16 protein-coding genes are annotated in these 22,080 nt (G+C 46.4%); all 16 read left to right on the forward strand.

Features of this window, described 5'->3' with window-relative positions; all coding sequences use genetic code 11:
* Positions 1 to 3 precede the first annotated feature (3 nt).
* The 16 genes from tssF (at position 4) to LG003_RS02100 (ending at position 22,022) form a co-directional block, all read left to right on the forward strand.
* A complete protein-coding gene (gene tssF / locus LG003_RS02025) occupies positions 4 to 1,815 on the forward strand; it encodes a type VI secretion system baseplate subunit TssF (protein WP_112875919.1) in 1,812 nt (603 codons plus the stop codon).
* Entirely contained in the window at positions 1,806 to 2,780 is a 975-nt protein-coding gene (gene tssG / locus LG003_RS02030; RefSeq protein ID WP_112875920.1) for a type VI secretion system baseplate subunit TssG, read from the forward strand. The genes tssF and tssG overlap by 10 nt, the downstream gene beginning before the upstream one ends.
* A 23-nt stretch (positions 2,781 to 2,803) precedes the next feature.
* Positions 2,804 to 4,810, forward strand: coding sequence for a type VI secretion system Vgr family protein (locus LG003_RS02035; RefSeq protein WP_262980056.1), 2,007 nt, complete (start codon positions 2,804 to 2,806; stop codon positions 4,808 to 4,810).
* Positions 4,811 to 4,844: 34 nt separating this feature from the next.
* Positions 4,845 to 5,441 carry a DUF6931 family protein gene (locus tag LG003_RS02040; RefSeq protein ID WP_112875922.1) on the forward strand — a complete coding sequence of 199 codons (597 nt, stop codon included), beginning with the start codon at positions 4,845 to 4,847 and terminating at the stop codon, positions 5,439 to 5,441.
* Positions 5,441 to 5,740 carry a PAAR domain-containing protein gene (locus LG003_RS02045; protein ID WP_192880957.1) on the forward strand — a complete coding sequence of 100 codons (300 nt, stop codon included), beginning with the start codon at positions 5,441 to 5,443 and terminating at the stop codon, positions 5,738 to 5,740. Before LG003_RS02040 ends, LG003_RS02045 begins: the two co-directional genes overlap by 1 nt.
* 13 nt (positions 5,741 to 5,753) lie before the next feature.
* A complete protein-coding gene (gene tssA, locus LG003_RS02050; RefSeq protein WP_112876094.1) occupies positions 5,754 to 6,857 on the forward strand; it encodes a type VI secretion system protein TssA in 1,104 nt (367 codons plus the stop codon).
* The gene (locus tag LG003_RS02055) at positions 6,850 to 7,536 is read left to right on the forward strand and encodes a type VI secretion lipoprotein TssJ (RefSeq protein WP_112875924.1); all 687 of its coding nucleotides are present in this window, start codon (positions 6,850 to 6,852) and stop codon (positions 7,534 to 7,536) included. The genes tssA and LG003_RS02055 overlap by 8 nt, the downstream gene beginning before the upstream one ends.
* Positions 7,537 to 7,539: 3 nt before the next feature.
* Positions 7,540 to 8,937, forward strand: a complete 1,398-nt coding sequence (tssK, locus tag LG003_RS02060) for a type VI secretion system baseplate subunit TssK (RefSeq protein WP_112875925.1) — start codon at positions 7,540 to 7,542, stop codon at positions 8,935 to 8,937.
* On the forward strand, positions 8,934 to 9,557 hold the full coding sequence (locus tag LG003_RS02065) for a DotU family type IV/VI secretion system protein (protein ID WP_240000667.1): 624 nt from the start codon (positions 8,934 to 8,936) through the stop codon (positions 9,555 to 9,557). The genes tssK and LG003_RS02065 overlap by 4 nt, the downstream gene beginning before the upstream one ends.
* Before the next feature lie 15 nt (positions 9,558 to 9,572).
* Positions 9,573 to 13,067 carry a type VI secretion protein IcmF/TssM N-terminal domain-containing protein gene (locus LG003_RS02070; RefSeq protein WP_262980057.1) on the forward strand — a complete coding sequence of 1,165 codons (3,495 nt, stop codon included), beginning with the start codon at positions 9,573 to 9,575 and terminating at the stop codon, positions 13,065 to 13,067.
* Positions 13,060 to 15,621: a type VI secretion system ATPase TssH gene (gene tssH, locus LG003_RS02075; RefSeq protein WP_262980058.1), complete on the forward strand. Its 2,562-nt coding sequence runs from the start codon at positions 13,060 to 13,062 to the stop codon at positions 15,619 to 15,621. Before LG003_RS02070 ends, tssH begins: the two co-directional genes overlap by 8 nt.
* Positions 15,622 to 15,712: 91 nt before the next feature.
* The gene (locus LG003_RS02080; protein WP_240000668.1) at positions 15,713 to 16,951 is read left to right on the forward strand and encodes a hypothetical protein; all 1,239 of its coding nucleotides are present in this window, start codon (positions 15,713 to 15,715) and stop codon (positions 16,949 to 16,951) included.
* Between the two features lie 30 nt (positions 16,952 to 16,981).
* Positions 16,982 to 17,608, forward strand: coding sequence for a response regulator transcription factor (locus LG003_RS02085; RefSeq protein ID WP_112875929.1), 627 nt, complete (start codon positions 16,982 to 16,984; stop codon positions 17,606 to 17,608).
* Positions 17,609 to 17,611: 3 nt separating this feature from the next.
* Positions 17,612 to 21,226, forward strand: a complete 3,615-nt coding sequence (locus tag LG003_RS02090) for a transporter substrate-binding domain-containing protein (RefSeq protein ID WP_262980059.1) — start codon at positions 17,612 to 17,614, stop codon at positions 21,224 to 21,226.
* 131 nt (positions 21,227 to 21,357) lie between these two features.
* Entirely contained in the window at positions 21,358 to 21,558 is a 201-nt protein-coding gene (locus LG003_RS02095) for a type II toxin-antitoxin system TacA family antitoxin (RefSeq protein ID WP_112875931.1), read from the forward strand.
* Positions 21,559 to 21,608: 50 nt separating this feature from the next.
* Positions 21,609 to 22,022 carry an Exc2 family lipoprotein gene (locus LG003_RS02100; RefSeq protein WP_112875932.1) on the forward strand — a complete coding sequence of 138 codons (414 nt, stop codon included), beginning with the start codon at positions 21,609 to 21,611 and terminating at the stop codon, positions 22,020 to 22,022.
* The last annotated feature ends 58 nt before the right edge of the window (positions 22,023 to 22,080 follow it).

Below are 22,080 nucleotides of genomic sequence, written 5' to 3' on the forward strand. Positions count from 1 at the left end.
AAGATGATGTTATTACCACAAAAAATACTGACTTATTATAACCGGGAATTGGGTTATTTAAGGCAATATGGCGCTGCTTTCTCTCAGCGTTTTCCTAAAATTGCTAAACGTCTTGGGTTCGCAGAAGGTGTTTCAGAAGATCCGCATGTAGAACGCCTGGTGGAATCTTTTGCATTCCTGACGGCAAAAATCCATCAGCGGATTGATGAAGATATGCCGGAACTTAGCAACACCATGTTGGAGGTATTAGCGCCACAGTTTCTACGTCAGGTACCGTCGGTATCGTTGGTGCAGTTTCAACAGGACCCATTAGCATCCGGTGTGACTGGGATGATGACGGTAGCGCGGCATACCCCGTTGATTTCTCAACCGGTAGGCGATGTGACCTGTCGTTTCCGCACGGTATATCCGCTGGAGATGTTGCCATTGGATTTAACGCATGCAGAACTGATACCAGACCCTTACGATCGGGACTTTATCTTAACGCTAAGTTTTACCCTGTGGCCGGGCGCCAGCTTTCAGGCGCAACATATCCGGTTGTATTTACATGGCGCACCAGTGCTGACCCATAGTTTGTATGAATTGTTGTCAGCGCAAGTTAAGCAACTGGAATGTCGGTTAGGCGAGCGTACATTCAACCTGAATAACCGGGGTGTTCAGGTAGTGGGCTTTGATCCGCAAGATAACTTATGTGCCGATGATTTATTAATAAACCCGATTCATCACTTATTTCGTGATTATTTCAGTTTCCCAGAAAAGTTTTTATTCCTGGATATTCCGTTACCGGATGCCGGTTTGATCACCCGTTCATCAGGCAAGCTGCAATACCGTTTCCAGCTTAAGGATTGTGTTGCATTGCGCCGTATTGAACGTATGAGTGATAAAGTCAGCAATGAAACCTTCCGGCTAAATTGCGTGCCGATAATTAATCTGTTTTCTCATCAGGCGGAACCCATTATTCCGCTGGAAACAGAGCATGAATATCTGGTTCAACCGGATGCTCGTCGCCCACAAAGTATGGAAGTCTATACCATCGATCAGGTCGAGATTGTCAGCCGTCAACAGGAACAATTAAGTTCCAAACCAGTGCCGTCGTTATTTGGTATTGAACATACACAGTCTGACGAACAGCTCCCATTATTTTGGCAGGCCACGTCACGTCCCTCACTCAGACATAACGATCTGGGAATGAATATGTTCATCGGTTTTTCTGATAGCAGTGGTGAACATCTGAAACCCGAAACCGATGTGGTGAGCCTGAGTTTGACCTGCACTAACCGCGATATACCGCGACAGTTGAGTAACGGTCATCCTGATGGCGATTTCGAATCAGAAAGCGCGCTGCCGGGGGTAAAAATTCTGGGATTGATCCGTCCCCGATTGCCGGTGCGTCCACAACCCAATAGTGCATTGAACTGGCGATTGGTATCGCAACTCAATTTAAACCAAATGTTACTGAGTGGTCCACAGGGTGTTCAGCACTTAAAAGAGGCGCTAGAACTCTACAACTTGCTTGGCGATCCAGCCATATCGCGGTTGATTGCACAACTACAGCAGATTGCTATTGCGCCGGTGAGCGCACGCCTAAATCCCGCCGATCCCCATTCTCTGGCGCGTGGGCTGGAAGTGACATTGACATTTCAGGCGCAAGCAGGCGAGTTTGTTGATTTTTATCTGTTTTGCAGCCTGCTAGAGCGTTTTATTGCCATGTATGCGCCGATTAACAGCTTCACGCAGACCGTAACACAGTTAGAGACGCTTAATAACAGCACTCACCGTTGGCCACGTCGCAGTGGGAGAGTGACATGGCTTTAGAAAATAAGATGCGTTTAGCTGGCGGCCGTTTTTATCAAAATGTACGTCGTTTGCTTAAACGTTGTCGCCAACGTGAAGACGCGATAATCATCCCTGATGATGTGGTGCAATTCAGCTCTGCACTGACATTAGATGCGCCGGAAAGGGAAGTCGAGTCGCTATTACCACCGCAAGAGGGGGATGAGCAGTATCGCATGGCGGTACATCACTTTGGTCTATTAGGAACCCTTGGCGCATTACCGTTGCGTTATACCGAGTGGCTGATTGATAGGCGTTACCGCTATGGCGACGAATCGGCTCAGGCATTTATTGATATTTTTACTCACCGCCTGCTTAGCCTGCGTTTTCAGGCATGGCAGAAATATCGGTTATATATCAATGCCGAATTGCAAAACCATGCAGAGTTACAAACCCATCGGGCTTTACCGGCTGTCATTCCGGCAGTTGCCGGCCAATTGATGGAGAACAAAATAGAGCGCTCTCATCCCGCTTGTGTCGGATTGCTGGCAACACCGGTCCGTTCAATGGTGAATTTGCAACATTTGTTGCAGCGGGAATTTGGTATGGCGGTCAACATCCAGCCCTTTAAAGGGCGCTGGCAATATGTTGAACAGGCGCACTGTTGCTGTTTAGGTCGCAGTTTGCTAGGCGATAACCCGATGTTGGGTCGCGCTTATTGGGATATTCAATCAGGATTTCATATTGAGTTAGGGCCGTTTGCCGCTCGGCAGCGTGCCGCCTTTATGCCGGGAAATGAACAATATCGCAAACTGACACAATGGGTATGGCAATTTGCCGGGCCGTTGCTCTCCTTTTCACTGGAATTGTTGGTACAGCATAGTGGGCAAGACAATATATTAAATGGCAGCCGTCAACTGGGGTGGGATGGTTGTTTGGGCAATACTGGCGAGAGCAATATTCAGCATATCTATCTGGCTGAATGTACAGGCCCCTACGCGGATTAAACAAGAATACAGGTAATAAAAAAATGCTGTTAGGGCAAAAGAATCGTTTTTTACAGGTTATCGGTAGCCTGTCAGACATTGTGGCACTGAGCAAAATAGAGGGTGAAGAGCACCTGTCGCGGCCTTATTCATTTTCTGCTCAGTTCTATTCCAACGCGGACTGGGATAAGCTGGAGTCTCATATCGGTAAGCCATTGGCATTTCGTCTCGGTGAAGCACCGAATCACCGCATTGTGCATGGCATATTGACTGAATTGCAGCAACAAGGTTTCAGCGACGGCCAGTTTTGTTATCAGGCACGTATTGAACCCTGGCTGAAAATGCTGACATTAACGCATAATTTACGTGTCTATCAGCGCATCAGCGTGCCGGATATGGTATGTGATATCTTCCGTAAACGTGGGTTTAACGACGTTGAACTGGCGCTAAAAAGCCGTTATCCGAAGCTTGAATATTGTATGCAATACAAGGAATCAGATTTTGACTTTGTGACACGCCAACTGGAACAAGCTGGAATTTTCTATTTCTTTCGCCATGAAGAGGGGCGTCATGTGCTGGTATTGGCAGATCATCCTTCTGCGTTTATTAACGCGCCTTTAGCGGTATTGCCATATCAATCGAAAGTGGGTGATCAGCAGGGCTATGGGCTACGCGCCTGGCATATTCATCGCACACTGATTCCAGGTACGGCGGAAATGAATGGCTATAACGTTAAAAGTGCCGCGGCAATCAGTGCCAGTGCCAAAGCGAACAGCGGCTATTCTACCAATCCAAAGCTTTCTATCTATGATGATCGACGTCAGGAGGAGCGTAATCAACTGGAAGTACAGGCAACGCTGTGCATGGAACAATGGGAATCACAGTCCTATTACGCACGTGCCGTTAACAGTTATCCCGGTTTGCAAGTAGGGCATCAGTTTACCCTGAAAGGGCACGCCAGTGCCGATGGCCGTTATGCCGTGGGCCACCAGCGATTAAAAGCGGAAAACAACCTGGAGGGAGGCGAATTATTGTTTTCGTCTCAAGTGACCTTATTCCCGGCGAATAAAGCATTTCGCCCGCGTCCTTCTGTTACGCGGCCCTACATTTCCGGCGTATTGTCCGCGCTAGTAGTGGGGCCGACGTCAGAGGAGATCCATACTGATACACAGGGACGCATCAAAATCCAGTTTCACTGGGATAAAGAACATAAAAAAAATGATGACAGTTCTTGTTGGATACGCGTCAGTCAGTTCTGGAATGGCGCAAAGTTTGGTGCGCAATTTGTGCCACGTGTGGGCAGTGAAGTATTGGTGAGTTTTATTGATGGCGACCCAGATAGCCCGCTGGTGACCGGAACGGTTTATAACGGAGTGAAGATGCCACCATTCGCGCTACCGGGGCAGAAAACCCAAAGCGGGATTACGACGCGCAGTAGTGCAAAAGGCACAGTGGAGCAAGGACATCAGTTCTGTTTTGAAGATAAGAAAGGTGAAGAGTTTATTTTGCTTCACTCACAAAAAGATATGCGCCTGAAAGTGAAAAATGATTTTTCGGCGCAGATCGATCGCAACGTGTTATGGGAAATCCAAGAAAAGCGCGATACCCAAATTAAAAAGGGCAATGACACGTTAATTTTGAGCGAAGGCAACGCCTTAACTGAGGTGAAAAAAGGTGACAAAAAACAAACACTGGATCGTGGCAATTTTACCACCACCGTCAGTGCAGGCAGTTATGAGCTTGAGGTATCCAGAGGTAACGCCAAAATCAATGTAGGTCAACAATGCACAATTACGGCAAATCAGGGCATTGAACTGAAAGTCGGTGCCAGCACATTATCGATTACCCCGGCCGGGATCACCATCAAAGCGCCATCTGTTACCGTAGAAGGATCAGGAAAACTGGCGTTGAAGAGCGGTGGCATGGCGGAACTAGCAGGAACCACGGTAAAAGTAGAAGGTAGTGCAATGGCACAATTAAAAGGCGGCATTGTTCAGGTGGATGCGACCGGCATTGCTATGGTGAAAGGCACTCTGACCAAGATTGGTTAATAGCAGGATCAACGAATAATAAGAGTTTGCAATCATGGTTAAATTACGACACTGCCAGCTTTCGCCACAGGCGGAATTGGCACTACAACAACACGCGGCACATGAACAGAATCTATCGGCGCTCAATAAAGAAATATTGTGGCAAGACGCAGTGTGCTACACCATTTTTATGTTGCCTTACACTCAGGCTCTGGAACTGGCACTGACATTTATCTCCTGCGTTTACGAACGTGATCTGATGCAAGGACAACGGGCGTTATTGCAACAAGTGCGACGCTGGCGGGTTGATGGCGGTGATCCGTTGCGTCATGAACTGTTCGAACAGGCGCAAACAGTCGGGTTCGATAATCCAATTTCATGTCTGGTGCTTTCCGTTTTTTGGAGTGAAGGCAGCATGACCACCCCGGGTTTGGAAGCGGTCTATCCACAACCGTGGCAGTCACTGGCGGCATTAGCCGATACGTTGTGCCTGATATTGCATATTTATGGCGAACAACCGGAACGACAAATGCAGTACGTTGAGCAATTTTTTCAACTGGCACATGGTCAACTAAGGCAATTACCACCGTCACAAGATCAGGGACGCAAAAACTATCTGTACTATGAAGCCACATTATCAGGAGAGCAATGATGCCAATGCCAGCCGCTCGTGTGGGTGATATGCATATTTGTCCAATGGTCTCGCCTGCGGTACCGCCGGTGCCACATGTAGGCGGACCGATTATGCCGCCAGGTGTACCGACAGTGCTGATTGGTGGATTACCCGCAGCGACAATAGGCTCAATGCTGGTGTGCGTCGGGCCGCCAGATACAGTTGTCATGGGCAGCCCAACGGTATTGATTGGCGGACGGCCTGCGGCCAGACTCGGCGATCTGTGTGCACATGGCGGCACAATTACCACGGGCTACCCGTTGGTGATTATTGCTTAAAATGGAAGCCACTGTGAACCTAGCCCAAACAGATATCGCGCGTTTTTTACAACCCATTGCTGCTGACAAACCAGCGGGGTGCGATATCGAATACGAACCTATTTTTGAACAGATAAACGCAGCACGCGAAACTGACGACGATTTTCTCCAAGACGACGCATGGGGTTATGAAACTCGTCAGGCTGATTGGATGCGAGTTTCAACGTTGTGCCAAGAGGTGCTGGAAAAACAGAGTAAAGACTTGCAAATAGCCTGCTGGTTAACCCAAGCACAAGGGGAACTGTATGGTCTGGCAGGGATTAGCGGTGGTATCACATTACTTGCCCATCTACTGGAAACTTTTTGGCCGGTACTTTACCCGCCGCTGGATGATACAGAGACAAACAGTGCAGATGCTCGTCTTGGCCGGTTAAGCTGGTTGGATAAGCAATTGGTGAAACAACTAGACAATCTGACACTGACCGATGATGGCAAATTGAGCTTAAGCGTCTGGCAACAAGTGCAATATTTTGAACAACGCGTTGCCGTTAATAGCGAATTACGCAGTGCTTTGATCAGTGATGGCTATTTCGGTATCGCTGAGTGCGACGGTAGTATTCGCGCTACGCCAGTCGAACAATTTAACCAACTACTAGTGCAGGCTGAACAGGTTAGTCAGGCATTAGCAGAACTGCAAAAAATCATGGTGGAACTATTGCCTGATACCGGTAACAGCATGAGTGCCAGTACGCAGCGATTGCAAGATCTGGTGGCCTTAATCGAACGATTTCGTGAAATGGCGGCACCGGGATCAAGCCAAGAATCCAGCAATCGCAATGAAGCAATAGCGTCAGGGGAAGATGCGCCAAACGGCATGAATACGACTTTTTTAACAGAAGATCGGGCGCACCATGAAATGCGCACTATCGCTATAGGACAAATGATCAATATCGCCAATTACTTTCGTCAAAATGAACCTACCAGTCCGGTGCCCTATTTAATTGAACGTGCAGCGCGTTGGGCAAATATGGGCATGGCCGAATGGCTGGAAGAAATGATGTCAGAAAATACCTCCGCGCTACAAGAAATTATGCGCGTGATGAAAGGACCAGAAATAAATAGAGAGCAAAATGAATAACATAAATTTTTATAGCGTCATTAAACGCCGTTTTTTAATATTGACAGTAATTCTCGTAATAAGTGGTTGCAGTCATTCTATCTCCAACGATGAAAAACGCTTACAGGCAATTGAACAAGCCAAACCAGTTTATGCCAGCAATGCCATTCGTTTAAAAATAACTGCGGTTCCGCAACTGAATGTTTTTAATAATATGTCGAACAGTTGCACAATATTAATTGCTCAAGCAGAGAAACGTGAGCAATTAGATAAATTACTGGCTAATCCGGTGTTATTACGCAATTTATTTGCCGGCACCGGTGCAACAGAGCAAATATTACAGTTGGATAATTACGTGATGATGCCGGGGCAATCGGTATCTTTACACATCGATAGAGCGGAACAGGCGCGTTATATCGCATTAATTGCCGGTTACTACCCGATGCCAGATAGTACTCATACACGAGTATTATCACTGCCGCTGCGCCTTGAGCAACACGGTTGGTGGAATAGCGCCTGGAGCGCTGAATTTGTTCCCATGCGCATTAATCTGACGCTAGGACGTTACGCCATTACCCGCAGTGATTTCTCCGCAGGCAACACCGGAGATGAGGTGGTTTTCCCCGGACAACCCGGACAAATAGATTTCCCCGGGCAAACGACAGAATCCAGCAGTAACGAAAGTGTGTTAAGGAAGTAACCCATGTTTGAACATAAACCGATATATTGGTATTCAGGATTATATTTACAACCACAGCACTTTCAAACCCATGAATTGCAACATGAATACTGGCAAGGACGTTATCAGTTACTGACACAGCCTTATGCTTTTGGTGTGGTGAAACTCGCATTCAATCTGGCCGCACTAAGTGATGAAATACTGAGTGTTCATCACGCCGCGTTTATTTTTCCCGATGGTTGTTACGTGGATTGTGATGTCAATGGCGTACTTAGTGCCCGATCATTGCGGGATTGCTGGCCGGTACGTGACAAACCGCAGCGCATCTATGTTGGCCTGCGTATGTTCAGCCACAATCAGAGTAACGTCACCGGCATCACGGATGCCAACGGTGTCGGTAATATCACCAGCCGTTGGGTAACATGGCCGCAAGAACAGCGTATGCGGGATGCTTTTGGCGAGGGGCCGGAAGCAGAAGTGCAACAACTGACCTATAACTTACGTTTTTTCCTACACGATGAGATTGCTCAGGCAACAGGTTATACATTATTACCGGTTGGCCAACTGCATTGCACCAGTGATGGTATTGCGCTGGATAATCGCTATCTACCGCCATGTTTGACGCTCTATGCTGTGCCACCACTGGGCCAGCGCATTGATCAACTGTGTCAGGAGTTAACCGGGCGCGTCCATCAATTGGAAGAGTTGAAACGCCCGCAAACACTGGAAGGGGAAATTTATACCCAAGAAAAAAGCACATTATTGCTGACATTACGAACTCTGGCACGCTATGTCGTACAGTTGCACCATTTTCAGGAAGCGAAAGATGTTCATCCCTTACAGATTTTTGGGCTATTGCGCCAACTGATCAGCGAGCTTTCCTGTTTTACCGATCGTTGCTCCTTTTTAGGTCAATGGAACGGGCAGGAAGAAGTACTGGAGAAATATCAACATCTGGATCTGGCGCTAACTCTTGATAGTTGTGAACGGACAATTGCCGATTTGCTTAATGCACTGGTGCTGGAACCCAATACCGTGATCCCTCTGCAACAGGAAAGCCGTGGTTATTATCATGCAACATTCAATACAACGGGGAGCAACGAACAGCAACGGCTCTATTTGGTGCTGCGTTCTGACAGCTTTACCCATCGCGAGCGTGAAATTCCTGATGATCGCTTAATTAAACTGGCGGCGGCAGAACAGATCGACAACATTATTAACCGCGCTTTGCCCGGTGTACGTCTGTACTACCAGGAAATAGCGCCACATGGTTTACCTAACCGAGCAAATACCTGCTATTTCCGGGTAGAAAACCGCGGTGCATTGTGGCGGCAGGTAGAAGAGAGCAAACGTGTGGCAGTGCACTGGGCAGATGCGCCAGACGATTTACAAACAGAAATCGTTATAGTGAGAGCATCATGATGCAGTTATTGGATTGTTATATTCCAGTATTCACTTGCGTATTGCGCATGATCCAGCAGCAGGTGAATCAAGCGGAAACACTGCGGCAAACCGTATTAGCTGAATTGACACAAGCGCAGAATAGGGCGCGTTTGCAGGGTTATGGGGCGCAAGATATCGAAGAAGCAAATTTCGCCGTGGTGGTTTGGGCAGACGAAGCCATTCTGTGCGCAGGTCAGAAAGAATTGAGTGTTTGGCGCCAATCATCATTGCAGGCTGAGCTTTATGATGCCGAACTGGGCGGAAATACGTTTTTTGATCGTCTTGCTGCATTAGTACCGGATAATTATCCGGTTCGATTGGTCTATGTTTTTTGCCTGCTTGCCGGATTTTATGGTCGTTATGGCAAACGCGATAATTTGGAATTACACAATATTATCCAGCAAGAATTAGATAATCTTCCTGATACGTTGCGTGGTTATCTCTCTTTAGAAAATCACCGATTAATGAATAGATACGATAATAAGTTGAAAAATAAGCGTTCCAATAATAAATGGCGCAGAAAATTAATATTATTCATATCATCTATTATATTAATTTATATTTTCATCACTGTCTATTTATTAAGTATTGGCCGATAAACTCGGAAATTAAACATGAAAAAATTACTTTATGCCATTGGCTGGCTTAGCGTGATGGTTATCCTTTTATTACTCAGTTTAACTATTGCGGTGGCATTCTCATGGCCGACAATAGGTGGCTTGTTATTATTTATTTGCCTACTCCTGCTGTTATTATTGCTGCGTGGGGCAATTACATTCATGCCGCAAATAATGAATAAACTGCTCTGGATAAATAAATTCTGGCGGAAAGGAAATAACCGTCTGGAATATTTACTCTATCAGCACTGGTGGCAGGGAGGATATTTACAAAGTTGGCGTCGATTCCGTTCATTATTACACCGTAACGGCCCTGTTCCACCGTGGTTTCTGGTGGTAGGCGAACGGGGCAATGGTAAACAGAAGTTGTTAACACGCTGCAATGTGGCGCCCATGACGGGGAAAAATCTACCGTCTCTGACAGAAAACACCTTTACCTGTCGCTGGTGGTTCTTCCGCCGGGCAATGTACATGGTCGTTTCCGGCCGTTATACCGAAGGTCAATCCCTGTACCGGCAAGCCTGGTTGTGTCTAATAAGCTGGATCGCCCAGGTCCGAAAACCTGCTGGCGTACTCGTTTGCTTGTCAGTGGAACAGTTGCTCAACAGCGACAATCGAGCGCTCTATATCGCTGCACGTCAGGTACGTGCGCAGTTGGAACCATTACAGATACGTCTGGAACGCCGTTTGCCAATCTGGTTGATCCTTACTCATAGTGAAACATTGCCGGGGTTTGACCATTGGTGCGCCCAACTGTCAGTAGAACAACGTACTGAATTGCTTGGCGATTTTATCGAGCATCATACAGTGGGTAATGTTACCAACGTGCTGGATAAGAGTATGAGCACCATTGTCAACACGTTGAAAATGATGCGCTTTAAGTTGCTCAATCAACAACGGCAGCAACCCAATGCGGAAATCTTAGCGTTACCAGAAACGGTAGCTCAACTGCAACCTGCACTGGATTGTTACTTGAATGCACTGTTTGACCGAGACCATTATCTGGAGCATGGTCTGTTGCGTGGCATGTTTTTTACTGCCGAGCATCAAACCGCTGGCGTTTTCAGCCACCGTTTGCTGGGAGAATCTCTGCCTGATCAAGTTAAACGTAATAATAGCGTACTGCTGACCGGCTGGCGGACATTAACCAAACGCGTATTGGTTAGCCTATTGATTTTGATGCTGGTGTGTGGCGCAGGCAACGCATTGATGACGACCTGGCGTGGTGTTAAGCAACTTGAAAATATCCATGAAGTAGACCCCCTTGAACGGAGTTACTTGCGCTATCAACAAGTTGAGTATTGGTCACAGGAAACTCTGTCACCTCTGCTTTTTTATCCAGTCAGCCATACGCTGGAACAACGGATGGCGCGGCAGTACCAACAACAAGCACCTGTTGACGCATTCAACCCGGAATCGGTAGCGACACACTTGCTAGCACGCTTCCGTAACGCGGGAGCACCACAAAAACAACAGTTGGCTTTACACTGGGCACGCTTTATTAACACTGAACAGGCAATGGTGCATGGCGCTACGCTGGAAACGTTACAGCATATGCCTGCTTATTCAGCCTCACTATTAAGTGGTGGAAATGATCCTTTATCAGCAGAACAACGCGTCGCACTCCGTCTGGCGCAATATCGTCAAGGCAACGCACAGCAAGAATTTGATCAGTGGCGAAATGTCTTGCAGACACTACTGCAAGATAACAATAACTGGCAATGGCTGTTAGCTGACGAACAACCGGCAGGAACACGTTCGCTGACACTGGCTGATTTCTGGCCGCTCGCCAACGATGATACGGCCACAATTAACGCACGTATCCGTGGTGTTTATACCCAAACCGGCGAGCAAGATATTCAGGCAACTTTGGGGGAACTAGCACAAGCTCTTAACAACTCGGAATTTTTTGCTCCTTTACAGCGCTCATTCTATCAACAGTATCAAAATCAGCGCCAATCAGAGTGGTTAGCATTTGCTCAGGCTATGCCTCAAGGAGAAACATTAGTACGAGGCAAGAAAAACTGGCAAGCGTTGGTATTAGCAGCAGGTCAATATGGCAGTCCCTATATCGCCTTTCTGACCCAGTTAGAACATGATTTATCCACGGTAGAAAAGGCGGATCAGCAGTCCTGGTTGCAGGCACAGCAGCGCTTATGGCAACTGCATGGTTATGTGCAAAAAAGTAGTGTGATGCAACGAGTTTCGCTAGGTAACCTCTCTTTACGCCAGCGCATCATGTCATGGCTTGGTATTTCACCGCAGATCTCGGTACGACTGGATGACACTGCGCTGACGCGCTATCGCGCCTACCGGCAAGCAGTGCAGTTAAATAGCCAACGCGAGTTGCTTAGTGATATGGAAACCGAGGTATTGGTTAAAAATGCGCTAAGTAATGAGAAAGGAGAGTTGAATGATAACGGTTTACGCGCATTGTTTAACCGTTTCACCTTGTGGCGCCATGAGACCGAAAGCAAGCAAGACGCAGGAGTAAATGAAACCTTATGGCGGCTCTATCAGGGCGATGCTCATCTGGTACTACGTTACGCCTTCTTAAGTGCCGCCAGCCGCTTGCAAACCCAGTGGGAAAGCAAAGTGATTTGGCCGATGGAAAAATTGAGCAGACAAGAACTGTTTGATGGTCGGGAATTGAACGCGCGTTTGTATGAATACAGTAACGCATTTGTACGGGATACCGCAGAGTATGCGCTGGATATTCGTCCCGAAGGGATTAAGCGTCAGGAAATGGAAGATGTGCTCTTTCCGTTTAGCGATGATTTCATTTTCTATATTAATAACCTTATTCAACCGAATGACCTACTTTCAGCGACATCGGATATTCGCCGTCGCCTGCAAGAGAAACTCGCCTTACTGGAAAGCGGGCAACAACTGGCGACGGCACAACAGGAACCGGAACAAGAACAGAAACCATCGGCGGAAGTGACGATTGTCAGTCAACCGGCGACTGCTAACCAAGGGGCAAAGGTATTGCCAATAGGAAGTTCAGTGACGTTGAGTTGTGATGATGGCGTACAGCAGCTTAAAAGTATGAATTTCAATGACAGCATGACGCTGCATTGGAGCCCAGGAACATGCGGTAAAGTCCAAATTGATGTCTATTTTCCTCGCTTTACATTAAGCAAAAGTTACGTTGGCCCCGATGGTTTGCTGCAATTTATGCACGTTTTTTCCCGCGGTGAACTGACACTGGCAGCACAAGCGTTCCAACAGCGACGCGATGAATTAAGCGCTCTGGGTATCAATAACATCACTGTGCGCTATCAAGTCAGCGGAAGCAAAGCTGTTTCAACACTGTATCAGCAATGGCAGCAACATCAGCAACAACAAACGGCGTTGTTGGAACAACGCAACCGACTGGATAGCCAGTTGTTAAATTTAAGTGAACCAACAGTGGCAAAAGGGACCCTTTCTACTTTGCCATCACAGATCACCACCCATTGGAACGAATTAAGGAAACCTAAAAGTGAGTAATTATCTTAAACAGATCGTGAGTAAATTAACGATAGAAGCGCGTCAGTGCCTTGATGAGGCCGCTAATCTGGCAGTACGGCGCACCCATCATGAAGTGGAAATTGAACACCTGCTATTGGCTTTGTTTGAAAAACAGCTTCCGACGATGGAACAAGTGTGTCGCCACGGCGGGATTGATGCCATGACGTTGCTGAATGCCTGCCAGAGATCACTGACACTATTGCGCAGTGGTAATCATCGCTCGCCAGTACTGGCGACCAGCCTAACTGAATGGATGGAACAGACTTGGATGTACGCCAGTACTCATTGGGGCGCATCACAGATTACCGCTCAGGCGTTGATTGTGGCACTGATCATGAATCCGTCACTGCACCATTCGCTGACCTCAGAACTACAACAAGCGTTACAGGGTAACACTGATGGGATAGAACAATGGTTGCGTACACAAGCACATCCGAAACCGCAACAAACTACAACGCCTGTCGGAGATAATACTCAATCTGCGCTGGCACAATACACGCATCACCTGACACAGGCAGCACGTGATAACAAACTCGATCCGGTTTTAGGGCGTGAGCGGGAGATTCGCCAGTTGATTGACGTGCTGTTACGCCGTCGCCAAAACAACCCGTTGTTAACCGGTGAAGCGGGTGTCGGCAAAACCGCGCTGATCGAGGGGCTTGCTCAGCGGATTGTTGATGGCCGTGTACCGAAAGTTTTGGCACAGGCTGAACTATTTACGCTGGATATGGGGTTGCTACAAGCGAGTGCTAGCGTAAAAGGTGAGTTTGAAAGCCGTCTGCAAAAATTATTGGATGAAGTGAAAGGATATCCTACACCCGTGATTCTGTTTATCGATGAAGCGCATACGCTGATTGGCGCAGGCGGCCAAGCCGGGCAAAATGATGCAGCTAATCTGTTGAAGCCCGCGCTGTCACGGGGTGAGTTACGGGCGATTGCGGCAACTACCTGGTCTGAATATAAGAAGTACTTTGAAAAAGACGCAGCGTTAGCACGTCGTTTCCAGTTGATCAAAGTCGAAGAACCTTCGCTAGAACTGGCAATCGCCATGTTGCGCGCCATGACACCTGCAATGGAAAAACATCATGGCGTCAAAGTACTTGCAGAGGCGGTCACGGCAGCCGTTACGTTAGCCAACCGTTATATCACTGGACGTCAGTTGCCGGATAAATCGGTTAGCCTGTTAGATAGCGCCTGTGCCCGCGTTGCCGTTTCACAGACTGACGAACCAGCGCCGATTGAAGATCTGCGTGCCATGCTGACAAACATTGCTAGCGAACAGGAAGCATTGTTACGTGAAGGCGGCCATGAAACTCAGCTACAGAAATTGGCGCAGCGTCAGGCTGAATTGCAGGCATCACTAGAAGCAATTTTGCCGGAATATCATGCTCAACGTCAGTTGGTTAATGACATCCTCGCCTGTAAAGAACACGACGCGCGGCTACCTGTGTTACGTGCAGAACTGCATCAGCGCCATCATCAGCACGCTTATGTCTTTGATTGTGTTGATGCCGCCTGTGTAGCGGACATTGTTTCCGGTTGGACAGGGATACCCCTTGGTCGAATGGTCGAAAATGAGCGTGATGTGTTGCGTCAGTTAGAAACCCGCCTCGGCCAACGGGTTATCGGGCAAGATCATGCGCTCAGCCAGATAACCCGTCAAATTCGGATTGCTAAAGCACAACTGGCCGATCCGGTCAAACCTACCGGAGTATTTATGCTCGCAGGCCCCTCCGGTGTAGGGAAAACCGAGACCGCCTTAGCGCTAGCTCATGAGTTGTATGGCGGTGAGCATCATCTGATCACGATTAACATGTCGGAATATCAGGAAGCCCATTCGGTTTCTGGCCTGAAAGGTTCTCCTCCAGGCTACGTCGGTTATGGACAAGGGGGTGTATTGACCGAAGCGGTTCGGCGTCAACCTTACAGCGTGGTGCTACTTGATGAAGTGGAGAAAGCTCACCCCGATGTACTGGAGCTGTTCTTTCAAGTGTTCGATAAAGGCATGATGGAAGATGCCGAAGGACAACAGATTAACTTTCGCAATACGTTGATTATACTGACCACGAATGCGGCATCAGATTTGGTAATGCGGGCCGCAATGCACGGAGTAAAAGAGCAGGGGGAAAACCGCACGGCCACCCTGGAAGATATTCAGGAGATTATCCGGCCAGAGCTGCAACGCATATTTACGCCAGCATTTTTAGGCCGTTTGCAGGTTATTCCTTATCTGCCGGTACATGGCGAAGTTCTGCACGCCATTGTCCGCCATAAGCTGAATAAAATTGTCACACGCTATCGTCAATCAACCCAATGTGAATTGCACTATAGCGACACGCTGGTGGATTTTATCGCTGAAGGGTGTCGAATCGCGGAAAGTGGGGCACGTGAAATTGACAACCTGTTAACACAGTTTGTCCTGCCGTTGTTATCAGATCAATTGCTATTAGGTGATGTGCCAGTCAATCAGGATGTCTGGATAGATGTTATAGACGGCCAAATACAGTTACGATCAGACCAAAAGAAATTATAACTATATAATATTATCAACTAAGGGTAGTAAACGCTTATCTCTGCTATTATTATCTTACAATGTAACATCAGTGTTACGAAATGAGATCCCGATGAAAATGAAAAAGATAGTGATCTTCTGGTTTATCTTTACATTGGTCAATTTCGCGCTGGCACTGTTAAACCTACAGGTACGGGATGTGTGGAGTCTGTCATCACTAGTGTGGTTTCCGGCAGGCTTGTTACAAGGCATTTTTTGCGCCAGGGCGCCACGGTACTGGCCTGTCTGGTTAATCACGGGTACCTTGATTTCGCTGACTGCCAGTCAGTGGTATGGAAGGCCAGTAAATGTATCGCTGACCTTTTCCAGCATCAATATGATGATGCTGGTAACAACAGCGCTGATCTGGCAGTTTTTTTACGGTGTCATGTGGGCGCCGAAACGGACAAGGGACATCATTAACCTGACCGTACTCTGTTCGTTAAGTGGAATCATTGAGCGATTTATCGCGAAATGGATACTTCATCTATTTGGTTATCCTACCGACATATCAGTTTCATTACCGATTGTCGTAGGCTCAGTGTTGAGTTATCTACCACTGACATTGTTTGTTATCTACTACATCACCCACGAGAAAAATGGGGTTGGGAACTGGAAAATCCATGGCTTATGGCTGGTGGCCCTATTTGCCATGACAGCATTGTTCATCAGTCCACCACCGGAAGCCGGGAAAATACACTGGCAAGGTATCGCACTGCTGTTTTCCTTTAGTTTGCCGATGCTGCTGGCACTCAGCGGTAATCTGCTGGTATTAAGCAGCTTTTTATCCCTATGTACGGTGGGGATCGTGAGTGCCACCATTTTTGGTCTTGGCCCATTCTCATCCCCGTTAACCAATCTCCAACAAAATGTGCAGATAGCGGCTTGGTACAGTACAGCGTTCACTTTACCCGCGTTGTTATGCTGTAGCTATTTATCTAACATAATCAATGCATTACATCGGCATAAAGCGCGTTTTCTGTTAATGAGAGCCATGCTGGATCAAGAACAGATTAATTGCTTTCGGTTAAGTGCCAACGGACATTTGTACTGGCATCATAATGGTGCTGCCTGGATGCGGTGCGGAAAAGCGCCCGTCTCTTGGTCGCAGTTGATGGCTTGGGTACATCAGGAAGATCGGCATAAAATCGAACAGCTTAAAAATTCAGTCTCGCAAATACCACAGACATTAAAAGTTCGGATTGCCGATGGTAAAGGCGAATTTAACCCCGTCCTTATCGCCTTAATCATCCATGTAGGAGAAGATGCCGGTTTTATTGAAGGAACGATACGTGAAATAAATAGTAAATAAAAAATAGTCAATAATCTGGAGAAATAACCTATGCCCAGACGAGTCATTATTGCCGACGATCATCCGGTATTTTTATTAGGACTACGTACGATACTGGCAACATTGCCGGAGAATTACCAGATTGTGGGGGAAGCCCATGATGTTACTTCACTTTTTTCTCTGCTGGAGGAAAAAGAAGCGGATATGCTGATTACGGATTTCATTATGCCGGGTAATAACCAGATCGACGGTCTGAGGATGATTAGCCGAATACGGGAACAGTATCCGAATTTGCCGATTGTGGTGATTACGATGATCAGCGACCGAAAAATAATAGCTTCATTGATTGACTACAAAGTGAAAGCGATTTTGAACAAAAACAGTTTATCCCATGAACTGGTAAAAGGGTTGTACAGTACAACCGGACGTTATGAACCCTATCTAAGTGAGCAATTTCTCGAATCACCGGACGAAGAAGTTGTAAAAACGCTAACCAGCAAAGAGTTGGAAGTGATTAAACTGTTGGGACAAGGGTTGAGTGTGAATGATATTGCTGCGCGTTTATACCGTACTAAGCAGACGATCAGCGCCCAAAAAATTAGCGCAATGAAAAAGCTCGGGTTAGATAGCGAAGCCGCGCTTTATAATTATTTGCATCAGATTGGATTGGGGCTGTAAACCATGAAGTGCCGGTGCAAAACATGGCGATGGTTTGCCATATTGGTATTGCTGTTACCGCTATCTGGCTGGAGCCTCAACCTGTTTGAATACCGCAATGCGCAAAAGCTACCTGCAAATGGGCTACCGGTGGAGTTTTATTCAAACATCACTCAAGAATCACAAGAATTTCTGCCTTTTCCCGTTAAAGAATACGGGGGGGGGCTTCCCCCGCGTTTTCCGGCATTAAAAGTTGGTATTCTCTGCTGTATCGGCGCGCCATTGGTGATCCATCGTTGGGACGGCAAGTTGGAAGGGATTTATGCTGATTATCTGCGCTTGATCGAAACTGTGCTGAAAAGACCGGTAGAGGTACGGCTGTTTGGCAACTGGGAATCAGCTTATAAAGCTCTGCAACATGGAGATATCCAACTGTTATCAAATTCCGCTTCATCACAATCAGGAAATGAAGCAAATGACACTTACCCGATTCTGGTACAACCCCTCGCACTAATTATGCGCAAAGAACAAGTGAATATGCCATTTGCCAAAATGAATATTATGGCAGCACCAAGCAGTGATCCAAATGTCATTAAGCAATTACGTAAACATTACCATAGCATTTTGGTGGCGAAGGATCAGCAGGAGGGGATACAGGCAGTCGTGGATGGCGAAATGGATGCCTATCTGGACGGGCAAAGTCAGATTGCCTATTTGCTGGCTTTTCGTCCATTTACCGGGTTGACCTACCGCCGGGATATCTCGTTGGGGGAACGGTATGACTTTCTCGGTCACAACGGTGATGGCATGGTTGAAGCAGTAAATCTGATTCTGACATCCATTCCTCATGCTATCAGAAATAAAGTTTACGAACGTTGGATTTCTGGGCTGGCATTGGGCAGTAATAATGACGCTACAATCTTTTCAGCTCAGGAAAAAGCTTGGATTAAAAAAAATCCTGTCGTCAATGTGGCACTGACTCGTACTGCGCCACCTTATTCCTTTCTGGATAAAAACGGTCAAATCACTGGGCTGGATGTGGACATTTTGCGTCTACTGGGAGAAAAAAGTGGCATCACCTTTAATTTTATGCCAACAGATGGCGCAATCGGCATTAAAAAGTTGTTAGAAAATGGCGAAGCGCAAATGACCTCTATGATCAACACACCCGAACGTAGCCGTTGGCTCTCTTTCAGCCATCCCTATGGTACCGTGGAATGGGTGATGATCACCCGCAATGAGCGCAATACCCCCAATGAGTTTGAACAACTTAAACACCATCGGGTGGCGATTCAGCGTGGTCATGCACTTTCGTCGCTATTGAAGCAGTATCCAGATATTTTCGTCGTGGAAGTTGACAGCGTGACACAAGGTATCGATATGGTGCTGGCCGGGGCGGCAGATGCCACTTTTGATAGCCTGATCAGTGCGGATTATCTACAAGCAAGCCGTTATGGCGCCAATATTTCTATTCAGTCCTTTAAGGGCTCATTGCAACCAGAACAATACGCCATCATACCGGCCTATCCTCAACTGGTGGACATATTAAATAAAAGCATTGATGCACTGCCACCAAATGAACTGCGGGTATTACGGTTGAAGTGGTTATCGATGGGGAATGTCGCTTCCTATGACGATAATAACATTTCGCCTTGGGTAAAGTTGTGGGGAGGGGCGTTATTTGTGATTGCGCTAAGTTCAATTTTTTGGGGCAGTTATCTTGCTCATCAGATCAAACGACGTAAAACCGCGGAAAGCAACTTACAGAATTTGTTAGCGTACTGGGAAACACTCTTTAATAACATGCCTACGCCCATGTTTGTCTGCGATCCCACCATGTGTATCACGGCGGCTAACCTCTATTTCCAGCATGAAATGGGTTCTGTTGGATCTGAGGTGATTGGCCGTAGTCTTTTTTCCCTATGCTTTTTAAAACCGGTCGATGAGCAAGAGATCAGTCTAATTTTTCTACGCTGTTTGGAAGGTGCTCCTGTCCATTTTTCTGATCGCAACATTGTTATTCAAGGACAGGATAAAGACGTTTATTTGTGGCTCGAAAGTTATAGCAATACTGAAGGCGTTGTTCAGGGAATCATTGGTGGCTGGTTTGATGTGACCGAACGTAAATTGTTGGCGCAAGAACTACGCCAGGAACGTGATAAGGCGGAACTCGCCAGCCTGGAGAAATCAGATTTTCTGGCCCACATGAGCCATGAGATCCGCACTCCGCTACAAGCCATTATCGGTATTCTTGATCTGGAGGTAAAAAAGCAAACTCATCCATCCACGCCATTACATATCGCCTGGCAGGCAGCCATATCTTTGCAAGGAATCATCGGTGATGTGCTGGATTTCTCCAAAATAGAATCTGGGCGGATGGTGCTGAATCTCAAACCGGAATCATTGCAGGCGATTCTGGAAAGTTGTGTGGCGACTTTTAGCCATCGAGCAAAGGAAAAAGAATTACTTTTCACCTATCAATTTGATTTACCGTCTGAATATTATCATCTACTGGACGCGACACGCGTAACCCAAGTCATCAATAACTTGTTGGGTAATGCCATTAAATTTACCGAACAGGGTAGTGTACAGATCAGCGCCAGTTATCAGCCTATTCCAGAAAGCCAACAAGATGAAATTACGCTGGTGGTTGCTGATACTGGTTGTGGCATCCCGGAAACTATGTATGAAGCAGTTTTGCTGCCCTATGTACAGGTAACGCAAAATAATGGCGGTAAAACCGGTACGGGATTGGGATTACCTATTTCTGTACAGTTAGTTGAATTAATGGGCGGCAGCTTGAAAGTCACGGGTGCGCCCAGTGGCGGCGCACAGGTTACCGTGGTGTTACCGCTTACGCGTACTGTTATTGAAAAGCAGGCGATAAGTGAAAAAACCGAAAGCATTGAGACGCAAATTCATGAATCATTGAATATCTTAGTGGTTGATGATCTACCTGCCAATTTACAGGTATTGTCATTACAATTAGCGCCATCGGGCCATCGTATTGAGCTAGCTGAAAGCGGCGAACAGGCCATGAATCTGGTGGAAGAGGGCTATTTCGATATCGTGCTGACAGATTGCCAGATGCCGATAATGAACGGTTACGAACTGGCTCAGTTGCTGAGAAAATATGAGCGATTACGGCAACTACCGCCATTTATTATTCTGGGATGTACCGCGAACGCATTTTCTACCGAACAAACTCGTTGTTTGGAAGCCGGAATGAATGGTGTATTAACCAAACCACTGGTGCAAAGCAAATTGCTGACAGCAATTACCCGTTACTACCGGCAAGTCAATGACAAAACAACGTTAAAATTCGATGAGATTCAAGCGCTGGCACAACAAGATGTAGCGGTAGAACGCCAATTACTCAGCGCAATACAGCAAGGGATGTCGGAAGATATTGCAGAATTGCAACAGCAGGAAAACCAGCAACACCATGAAAAAGTTGTACATCACGCTCACCGTATGAAAGGCGCTTTTGCGCTGATGCAATATCAGCAAGGAATACGTGTCTGCCTGCGGATTGAAAAAAGCGAACATTGTGATGTGAAAATAATAGCCGTCTTATTAACTCGTGCGGAATATTTTCAACAGCAGATTGAGCAGAAATTGGGGGAATTGCAGGGTTAGAAATCAGATGAAACGACACAAGAAAACCTTGGCTTGAAAAGATAAATGCAATTTTTGTCATCTTAAAAATTGGAAAATACACCATTTTGACGTACATTGCTCTCACATTACACCTAAGGAAGGTATTTTCTATGAATACAGCTACAGTTAGTAACTTTATCCTGACCAGTACATTAACACATGCTGAAAAAACCATTCATGAATACGAAGTTATGAGTTTGAATAACCGAGACTCAGAAGTTTTCTTCAATGCATTGGCCAAACCGGTTCGCTTCAATAAAAAGCTGGCAGATGCCTTCGAAGAACATAATCAACGCATGATCAATAAATGACCGATAATTATTTAAATCTATTATTAGGACAAAATCACTGAGGATTTTGTATGCGCACTTTATATTTTTTCTCTATTTTCTTATTTTTATCTTCTTGTTCAATAAATCTCCCACCTTATGAACGGGAAGCCCGACATTATGTTTATCGCTCTAATGATGATTTTGACCCTAATTTTGGAACACATGTAAATAATTCTATTAAGCTTATGACGCCATTCTTTGAACAATTTTATCGAGAAGGAGTTAAGGATAGAATGAATAACATCAGTTCACATGAATTTGAGCAAAAAATTAATTATTTTAAGAGTGATAATTTAATTCAAGAAATCGGCATGTCTGAAATATTCATTTCACCAAAAGTACACACAAAAGAAATCAACAATAGTCAGATTTCAAATAAGAAGAAAAAAGCATTAATTAACGGAATCATCAATTCTTACGAGGCGGGTTACTATGGCAAGTAAGAAAATTAACTCATGTAGGACTTCACAATCGAAGTCCTTTAGTTGCTATTTAAAGATA

The organism is Photorhabdus kleinii (assembly GCF_025384885.1).
In the GTDB taxonomy this organism is placed as follows: domain Bacteria; phylum Pseudomonadota; class Gammaproteobacteria; order Enterobacterales; family Enterobacteriaceae; genus Photorhabdus; species Photorhabdus kayaii.

Excerpts from the sequence above, each read along its gene's own strand:
- tssF (WP_112875919.1), top strand. The coding sequence starts at position 4 with ATGATGTTATTACCACAAAAAATACTGACTTATTATAACCGGGAATTG.
- tssG (WP_112875920.1), top strand. The coding sequence starts at position 1,806 with ATGGCTTTAGAAAATAAGATGCGTTTAGCTGGCGGCCGTTTTTATCAA.
- LG003_RS02035 (WP_262980056.1), top strand. The coding sequence starts at position 2,804 with ATGCTGTTAGGGCAAAAGAATCGTTTTTTACAGGTTATCGGTAGCCTG.
- LG003_RS02040 (WP_112875922.1), top strand. The coding sequence starts at position 4,845 with ATGGTTAAATTACGACACTGCCAGCTTTCGCCACAGGCGGAATTGGCA.
- LG003_RS02045 (WP_192880957.1), top strand. The coding sequence starts at position 5,441 with ATGCCAATGCCAGCCGCTCGTGTGGGTGATATGCATATTTGTCCAATG.
- LG003_RS02055 (WP_112875924.1), top strand. The coding sequence starts at position 6,850 with ATGAATAACATAAATTTTTATAGCGTCATTAAACGCCGTTTTTTAATA.
- tssK (WP_112875925.1), top strand. The coding sequence starts at position 7,540 with ATGTTTGAACATAAACCGATATATTGGTATTCAGGATTATATTTACAA.
- LG003_RS02065 (WP_240000667.1), top strand. The coding sequence starts at position 8,934 with ATGATGCAGTTATTGGATTGTTATATTCCAGTATTCACTTGCGTATTG.
- LG003_RS02070 (WP_262980057.1), top strand. The coding sequence starts at position 9,573 with ATGAAAAAATTACTTTATGCCATTGGCTGGCTTAGCGTGATGGTTATC.
- LG003_RS02080 (WP_240000668.1), top strand. The coding sequence starts at position 15,713 with ATGAAAATGAAAAAGATAGTGATCTTCTGGTTTATCTTTACATTGGTC.
- LG003_RS02085 (WP_112875929.1), top strand. The coding sequence starts at position 16,982 with ATGCCCAGACGAGTCATTATTGCCGACGATCATCCGGTATTTTTATTA.
- LG003_RS02090 (WP_262980059.1), top strand. The coding sequence starts at position 17,612 with ATGAAGTGCCGGTGCAAAACATGGCGATGGTTTGCCATATTGGTATTG.
- LG003_RS02095 (WP_112875931.1), top strand. The coding sequence starts at position 21,358 with ATGAATACAGCTACAGTTAGTAACTTTATCCTGACCAGTACATTAACA.
- LG003_RS02100 (WP_112875932.1), top strand. The coding sequence starts at position 21,609 with ATGCGCACTTTATATTTTTTCTCTATTTTCTTATTTTTATCTTCTTGT.